The sequence below is a fragment of the Geomonas terrae genome, from assembly GCF_004791675.1.
Taxonomy (GTDB): domain Bacteria; phylum Desulfobacterota; class Desulfuromonadia; order Geobacterales; family Geobacteraceae; genus Geomonas; species Geomonas edaphica.
This window is the reverse complement of the sequence record NZ_SRSC01000002.1, coordinates 1,049,837-1,057,769: the sequence shown is the minus strand read 5'-3', so window position 1 is coordinate 1,057,769 and position 7,933 is coordinate 1,049,837. Positions and strand designations below refer to the sequence as shown.

At 62.5% G+C, this 7,933-nt stretch carries 9 protein-coding genes; all 9 read left to right on the top strand.

Annotated elements, in window-relative coordinates:
• Positions 1-109: 109 nt before the first annotated feature.
• The 9 genes from E4633_RS11760 to E4633_RS11720 all read left to right on the top strand — a co-directional run bounded on the left by E4633_RS11760 (position 110) and on the right by E4633_RS11720 (position 7,899).
• Positions 110-1,213, top strand: a complete 1,104-nt coding sequence (locus E4633_RS11760) for a CgeB family protein (RefSeq protein ID WP_135870422.1) — start codon at positions 110-112, stop codon at positions 1,211-1,213.
• Positions 1,210-2,265 carry a CgeB family protein gene (locus E4633_RS11755; RefSeq protein WP_135870421.1) on the top strand — a complete coding sequence of 352 codons (1,056 nt, stop codon included), beginning with the start codon at positions 1,210-1,212 and terminating at the stop codon, positions 2,263-2,265. The genes E4633_RS11760 and E4633_RS11755 overlap by 4 nt, the downstream gene beginning before the upstream one ends.
• A gap of 33 nt (positions 2,266-2,298) precedes the next feature.
• Positions 2,299-3,078 carry a TIGR04290 family methyltransferase gene (locus E4633_RS11750; protein ID WP_135870420.1) on the top strand — a complete coding sequence of 260 codons (780 nt, stop codon included), beginning with the start codon at positions 2,299-2,301 and terminating at the stop codon, positions 3,076-3,078.
• Between the two features lie 232 nt (positions 3,079-3,310).
• Positions 3,311-4,123: a TOBE domain-containing protein gene (locus E4633_RS11745; RefSeq protein ID WP_135870419.1), complete on the top strand. Its 813-nt coding sequence runs from the start codon at positions 3,311-3,313 to the stop codon at positions 4,121-4,123.
• A gap of 111 nt (positions 4,124-4,234) precedes the next feature.
• Complete coding sequence (locus E4633_RS11740; RefSeq protein WP_135870418.1) at positions 4,235-5,101, top strand: substrate-binding domain-containing protein; 867 nt, start codon at positions 4,235-4,237, stop codon at positions 5,099-5,101.
• Between the two features lie 3 nt (positions 5,102-5,104).
• Entirely contained in the window at positions 5,105-5,803 is a 699-nt protein-coding gene (locus tag E4633_RS11735) for an ABC transporter permease (protein ID WP_135870417.1), read from the top strand.
• Positions 5,800-6,900, top strand: coding sequence for an ABC transporter ATP-binding protein (locus tag E4633_RS11730; protein WP_135870416.1), 1,101 nt, complete (start codon positions 5,800-5,802; stop codon positions 6,898-6,900). Before E4633_RS11735 ends, E4633_RS11730 begins: the two co-directional genes overlap by 4 nt.
• Positions 6,901-6,967: 67 nt before the next feature.
• Positions 6,968-7,309, top strand: coding sequence for a DUF2845 domain-containing protein (locus tag E4633_RS11725; protein ID WP_135870415.1), 342 nt, complete (start codon positions 6,968-6,970; stop codon positions 7,307-7,309).
• A gap of 26 nt (positions 7,310-7,335) precedes the next feature.
• Positions 7,336-7,899 carry a manganese efflux pump MntP gene (locus E4633_RS11720; RefSeq protein ID WP_135870414.1) on the top strand — a complete coding sequence of 188 codons (564 nt, stop codon included), beginning with the start codon at positions 7,336-7,338 and terminating at the stop codon, positions 7,897-7,899.
• Positions 7,900-7,933 lie beyond the last annotated feature (34 nt).

Genomic DNA, 7,933 nt, shown 5'->3' with positions numbered 1-7,933 from the left:
GGGGGGACGCTGGGCCCGCTTTCAGCTTCGTGGGAACACACCGTGGTTCTCCGGATTCCTGGTCGAACCTTGGAATGCTCGGAAGAAGCGCATAGAAAGGAATAACCGCATGGCCGCACCGCTCAACATCTCCTTCTTCGCCTCGAGCTTGGTATCCGCCTACTGGAACGGTGCCGCCACCTATTACCGCGGCATGGTGCGGGCGCTCGCCCGCCTGGGGCACCGCGTCACCTTCTACGAGCCGGACGCCTACGGGCGACAGGCACACCGCGACATGGAGGACCCGGACTGGGCGACCGTCGTGGTCTACCCGGCGACCGAGGAGGGGGTGTTTAGTTCCCTCGAGGCCGCCCGCGGCTCGGATATCGTGGTGAAGGCGAGCGGAGTCGGGGTCTTCGACGCTCTGCTCGAGGCCGAAGTGCTTGGTCTGAAGCGGGAAGGGACCCAGGTGATCTTCTGGGACGTGGACGCACCGGCGACCTTGGAGCGGATCGGTACCGACCCAGCGGACCCGTTTCTCCCACTCGTGCCGCGGTACGACATGATCCTCACCTACGGCGGCGGCGACCCCGTGGTGCGCGCCTACCGCGGCTTCGGGGCGCGCGAGTGCGTCCCCATCTACAACGCGCTCGACCCTGACACCCATCACCCGGTCCCCCCCGACGAGCGACTGCGCGCCGACCTCTCCTTCCTGGGGAACCGTCTGCCGGACCGCGAACGGCGCGTCGAGGAGTTCTTCCTGTCCGTAGCTGAAAGGCTACCCCGGCGCAGTTTCCTTTTGGCCGGCAGCGGCTGGGAGGACAAGTCCAAAAGCGAGAACGTCCGCTACATAGGACACCTCGGCACCGGCGACCACAACGCCTTCAACTGCAGCCCGATGGCGGTCCTCAACGTGAGCCGCGACGGCATGGCGCGATACGGCTTTTCCCCTGCCACCCGCGTCTTCGAGGCGGCGGGTGCCGGCGCCTGTATGATCACTGACCTCTGGGAGGGGATCGGCGAGTTCTTCGAGCCGGAACGCGAGATCCTGGTCGCTGCGAACGGCGAGGAGGTGGCGCAGATACTGGAGCGACTCACTCCAGCGCTTGCCGCGGAGGTGGGTAGAAAGGCGCGGGCGCGCGTTCGTGCCGAGCACACCTACGCGCACCGGGCAAAACAGTTCGAGGAGATCTTCTCCGCCGGATCGGCGTGGCGCAACGGGAGGTTGCCATGAAGATAGTCGTCCTTGGGCTCTCCATCACCTCTTCCTGGGGAAACGGTCACGCCACCACCTACCGGGGCCTTTTGCGCGAGATGGATCGACGCGGACACGAGATCCTCTTCCTCGAGCGCGACGCGCGCTGGTACGAGGCACACCGCGACCTCCCTGAGCCGCCATTTTGCAGGACGCTTCTCTACGGCTCACTGGACGAGCTTTTCTCCGAATACGGCCCGGAGATCTGCGATGCCGACTGCGTCATCGTCGGCTCCTACGTCTACCAGGGGATCGAGGTCGGGAAGTGGGTAAGCCGGCACGCGCGGGGGATCAAGGCCTTCTACGACATAGACACCCCGGTGACCCTGGCCGCCCTCGCCAGGGGGGAGTGCCAGTACCTGAGCGAGGACCTGATCCCCTGCTACGACCTCTACCTCTCCTTTACCGGCGGCCCGACCCTCGACCATCTTGAGCGCCACTACGGCTCGCGTGCCGCGCGCCCCCTTTACTGTTCCGTCGACCCCCTGGTGCACTTCCCGATGCCGGTGACGCCGCGCTGGGATCTGGGCTACCTCGGCACCTACAGTGACGATCGGCAGCCCGGTCTGGAGCAGCTCCTTTTTCAGCCCGCTTTCCACTGGCGCAAGGGGCGTTTCGTGGTGGCAGGGGCCCAGTACCCCGCCTCGCTCAAGTGGCCGGAGAACACGCACCACATCGAACATCTCCCTCCTGAGTGCCATAGCGAGTTCTACAGTTCGCAGCGCTTCACGCTCAATCTGACGCGCAGACAGATGCTCGTCGCGGGCTATTCCCCTAGCGTGCGCCTATTCGAGGCGGCCGCCTGCGCCGTTCCCGTTGTGTCGGACCGCTGGCCCGGACTGGAAGAGTTCTTTACCCCGGGCGAAGAGATCCTCGTCGCCTCAAGCGCCGAGGAGATGCTCCGCTTCCTGCAGCGCTTCCCCGAGGAGGCGCGTCGCGCCATCGGGGAGCGTGCCCGCGCCCGGGTTCTCGGCCACCACTCAGCCGCTTGCCGGGCGGAAGAACTCGAGGAATACCTGACCTCGCTGTAGCGGCGGGGAAAACAATTCACGAAAGGTAGCCGCATGACCCACGCCAAAGCCAGAACGCTGGAAGACGACATCAAGGAACTCTCCCCCTGGTTTCACAACCTGCACCTGCCGGACGGCACCGAGACCGCCCCGGACCACTTTCTGGGAGACTTCCCTTCCTTCAAATGGCGCGAGATCGCCGAATGCATCCCCGAAGACCTGAGCGGCTGGAGCGCGCTCGATATCGGCTGCAACGCAGGCTTTTACAGCTTCGAGCTCGCGCGTCGCGGGGCGCGCGTCCTGGGGATCGACTGCGACGGACACTACCTCGAGCAGGCCGACTGGGCCGCCGAGCAGTACGGCCTGCGCGATCGCGTCGAATTCCGGCAGATGCAGGTGTACGACCTGGCCCGCATCAAGGGGAAATTCGACCTCGTCCTCTTCATGGGGGTCTTCTACCACCTGCGCTACCCGATGCTCGCCCTCGATATCGTGGCCCAGAAGACGGCGGGGATGCTCGTTTTCCAATCCATCACCATGCCCGGCCGAGAGGTGGCAGGGCAGCACGACTTCTGGATCAACGAACGCGACGCCCTCCTCGAACCGGGGTGGCCGAAGATGTCCTTCATCGAGGAACGCTTCGCCGGCGATCCTACCAACTGGTGGATCGCGAACCACGCTGGTATCGAGGCAATGCTCCGCTCCGCGGGTCTGCGCATCACCGGCCATCCGGGCGATGAAACCTACCTTTGCCAGCCCGATCCCATCCATCCTTCCTGCATGACCACCTGGAACCGGGCGGAATACCTGTCGGCGACCGACGCGGCTGGGTGAGGCACGGGTCGGGATTCCTCACTGACCATGTAAAATGTATACGCCTCCTCCCGTTTCCTTTTCTTGTTTACGCTATGTCGGTTGTGATATAACGTCTGCCTTCCTTGATTTGCAAAACTCTGTCATAGATGGGCTTTACACAGTGGTCTTGTGACATATAATGAGTAGGCTTCCAGCGCAGACAGTTTGATGGACCTGTCTCTGTCATAGGAAGGGATGACGAGGTGTTATTTTGAGTCAGGGCGCAAAACACGGCATTGAGCTTGAAGGGGCTCTCTGGTTCCACAAGGATGACCAGAAGTTCCTTGGGCTGGACCGGATCAAACTGCTTGAGAAGATAGACGAGCTAGGCTCCATCACCAAGGCAGCGAAGGCGGTGGGGATCAGCTACAAGAACGCGTGGGATCTCGTCAACATGATCAACAACCTTGCCGAGAAACCGCTTGTCGAGCGGGTGACCGGCGGCAGGGGGGGCGGTGGGACGACCCTCACCCCGTACGGCAAAGAGGTTGTGAAGCAGTACGGAGTGCTCCAGGAAGAGCACCGTAAGTTCCTGGAGAATCTCGAGGGGAGGCTTGGCGACACCGCAAGCCTGTACCAGCTCCTGAGGAGGATTTCCATGAAAGTAAGTGCCCGCAACGTATTGTCCGGAACCATCACCAGTATCACCCGGGGGCCGGTTAACGCCGAGGTCATCCTCACCCTCACCGGCGGAGCCCCGCTTGTCGCCGTCATCACCAACGGCGCCGTCGATAACCTTGCCCTCAGGGAAGGTGGCTCCGCCTATGCCATCATCAAGGCGAGCTCGGTCATGGTCGGCACCGACCTGCACGACGCGAAGATCAGCGCCCGCAACGTCATGTGCGGTACCGTCGTCAAGGTCATCGAGGGGGCGGTCTCCACGGAAATCGACGTCGAAGTGGGGGGCGGCAACACGATAAGCGCCGTGATCACACACGAAAGCGGGACCACCCTGGGCCTCAAGGTCGGCGGACACGCCTGCACCCTCTTCAAGGCCTCGAGCGTCATCCTCGGCGTAAGCTGAAACCAAGTAAGGGGACGGACACACCGTCCCTTTTTCGACGCGTGTCGCTATATCGGGATCACTATCACGCCTGGCGGCACGCCAAAAACCACCTAAGAAGGAGTTGCCTGCATGAATCGAATCCTAAGAATGCTTCCCCTGTTCGTCGCCCTGTTCCTCCTGAGCGCGGTCGCCTCGGTCTCCACCGGTTGGGCCGCCGAGCAGAAGAACCTCATCCTCGCAACCACCACCTCCACCCAGGACTCCGGTCTTCTCGACGTGCTGATCCCGCTCTTCGAGAAGCAGACCGGCTACTTCGTGAAGACCATCTCGGTAGGCTCAGGCCAGGCCATGAAGATGGGTGAGAAGGGTGAGGCGGACGTGCTCCTCGTGCACTCCCCGGAGGCGGAGAAGAAGTTCATGGAAGGTGGCTTCGGCCAGAACAGAAAGCTCGTCATGCACAACGACTTCATCATCCTCGGACCGGCCAACGATCCCGCGAAGGTCCGCGGCACGAAGACCGCTGCCGAGGCGCTGAAGACCATCGCGAAGACCGGCTCCCTCTGGCTCTCCAGAGGTGACAACTCGGGTACCCACGCCAAGGAAAAGGGGCTTTTGAAGGCCGCCGGCATCACCCCCGAAGGGCAGAAGTGGTTCCAGCAGACCGGTCTCGGCATGGGTGAGACCCTGAACGTCGCCGCCGAGAAGAAGGGGTATCTCCTTTCCGACCGCGGTACCTATCTCGCCCTCAACAAGAAGGCGCATCTCGGCCTGCAGATCATGGTGGAAGGCGAGCCGAAGCTCCTCAACGTCTACCACGTCATCGAGGTGAACCCGGCCAAGTGGCCCAAGGTGAACAACGCCGGGGCCAAGGCGTTCGCCGACTTCATGGTCTCCAAGAAGGTCCAGGGGATCATCGCCACCTTCGGCAAGAAGGAGTTCGGCGCTCCGCTCTTCTTCCCGGATGCCGGCAAAGACCCGAAGACCCTGGGCCTGTAATTAATGGACGTAATCCTCGAAGGGATCTTAAAGGCCGCCCAGCTCCTCGCCTCGCTCGACAGCGAGGTGCTGGGCATCGCCTTGCTGTCGCTCAAGGTCTCCGGGCTCGCCACGCTCTTCTCGCTTGTCATCGGCATCTCGGTGGGGACACTGGTCGCCCTGACCAGCTTCCCCGGCAAGAAGATCCTGGTGAGCGTGGTAAACACCGGGATGGGCCTGCCGCCCGTGGTGGTGGGCCTTTTCGTCTCCATCATGCTCTGGAGAAACGGCCCCCTGGGCTACCTGGAACTCCTCTACACCCCGACCGCCATCGTCATCGCGCAGACCGTCATCGCCACCCCCATCGTCATGGGGATCACCATCGGCGCCATGCAGAACCTCCCGGCGAATCTGAGACTGCAGATCCTGGCCCTTGGCGCTACCAGGACCCAGATGGTCAGGATGCTCATCCGGGAGGCGAGGCTGCCGCTCATGGCAGGCGTCATGGCCGGTTTCGGCGGGGTGATCTCCGAGGTCGGCGCCTCCATCATGGTTGGCGGCAACGTGCGCGGCTACACCCGCGTACTCACCACGGCGACGGTGATGGAGACCGGGCGTGGCAATTTCGACATCGCCATTGCCCTGTCGGTGATCCTTCTGCTATTCTGCTTCGCGGTCAACTACATCCTTACCTACATCCAGCAGCGAGAAAGGCCTAGATGACACAGCAACAAAACGTGCTTGACCTGAAAGGGCTGAGGGTGGATCGAGGCGGCGTGCCGGTGCTCGATATACCCTCTTTTTCTTTGTCGGAAAACGAATTCGTCTCACTGATCGGACCGAACGGTGCGGGGAAGTCTACGCTGCTTCTCTCCCTTTTGGGTCTCATCAAGCGCAGCAGCGGCACCGTCTCCTACCGGGGGCGCGAGATAGTGAATTCCGCCGACTGGCTCAAGGTGCGCCGCAGCATCGCCATGGTGCTGCAAGAGCCGCTTCTCTTCGACGCCACCGTGTTCGACAACGTGGCGAGCGGGCTGAAGATCAGGGGAATGGGGCGCGGTGAGATCAAGAGCCGGGTCACGTCCTACCTGGAGCGCTTCCGTCTTGCCGATATGGCGCAGCGCTCGGCGAGAAAGCTCTCCGGCGGCGAGGCGCGCCGCGTAAGTCTCGCCCGCGCCTTTGCCGTGGAACCCGAGGTGATTCTCTTCGACGAGCCTTTCGCCAACCTCGATCCTCCGACGAGACAGGCGCTCACCGAGGACATGGACGAGGTCATCCGTGACCGCGGCATTGCCGCCATCCTGGTCACCCACGACCAGTCCGAGGCGCTCAGGATGTCGCAGCGCATCGTGGTGATGAACGGCGGCCGCATCGTCCAGGAGGGGCCACCCGCCGGGGTGATGAACCACCCGGTGAACGAGTTCGTCGCCAACTTCGTCGGTATGGAGACCATCCTCGAAGGAGAGGTGGTCGGCAACCGGTTCCAGCAGATGACGGTTAAGGTTGCGGGGTGCGAGATCGACACGGTGGGGGAAGCGCAGCCCGGTGCGCTCGTCTACTGCTGCATCCGCCCTGAGAACGTCACCGTGAGCACCACCACTGCCGGGAAGAAAAGCAGTGCCCGCAACCATTTCGCCGGGCGCGTCGCCGGCATCGCCTCCATGGGGCCCTTCCTCAAGCTGCGTCTTGACTGCGGTTTTCCGCTCACCGCCTACGTCACCAGGGAGTCGTTCGCGGAGCTTGCCCTGTTCGAGGGGAAAGAGATATTCGCCTCCTTCAAGGCCACTTCGGTGCACGTGATCGGCAGACGCGCGGCGTAATATCCTTTTCAAAAGCAGGCTTCCGCTATATAGTCCTGCACTGACTACACCTGAGGGAGGAAAGGCGATGAAAGCACACTTTGGTTTTCTTGCGGCCCTTTGCGTGACCCTGGCGGCGTTTGACTGTGCATCCGCCGCCGATTCCGAGAGCATGCGGTGCAAGGGTGGGATCGTCTCCCTCGGCAATTCAGCAGGCGAGGTGGTGGCGAAGTGCGGGGAGCCCGCCACTGCGACGCAGAGCTCCAGTAAGTTAGTGGAAAAGGGTACTTACGGGACCAAGACCGCGACCGTCACCACCATCGTCGTGGACAACTGGATCTTCAACTTCGGCCCCAATGAATTCCAGTACCAGCTCGAGCTTCAGGACGGCCGCGTTTGCCGGATCCAGAGCCTCGACTACGGGTACTAGTACGGGCCATATCAGCAGGAGAAACAATGGATTGGATCAGCATCATGGGGATCGCCGTGGCCCTCGCCATGGACGCCTTCGCCGTCGCCCTCGCTGCGGGCGCGGTCCTAAACCCCATCACCGGGCGGCACCTTTTCCGCCTGGGCTTTCACTTCGGCCTTTTCCAGGCCCTCATGCCTATCGCGGGGTGGCTTTTGGGACTCACGGTCCAGAAATGGATCACCTCCTATGACCACTGGATCGCTTTCGGCCTGCTTGCCTACGTGGGCGGAAGGATGATCGTCGAGGCCTTCGATGACGAAGAGGATGGGGACCCCGCCGATCCGACCCGCGGACTCACCATGGTGATGCTTTCGATAGCCACCAGCATCGACGCCTTCGCGGTCGGTCTTTCCCTCGCCATGCTGGGCGTCAGCGTCTGGGTTCCCTCCGTGGTTATCGGCCTCGTCGCCGGCGTCCTCACGGTAACCGGCATGCTCCTTGGACGAAAGCTGGGCGACAACTGGGGAAAGAGGGTGGAGGTGTGCGGCGGGGTGGTCCTCTGTCTCATCGGACTCAAGATCCTTCTCGAACACACGCTGCTGAAATAACGTCATATAGACTGCTACCCGCAGTCCGCGTCGC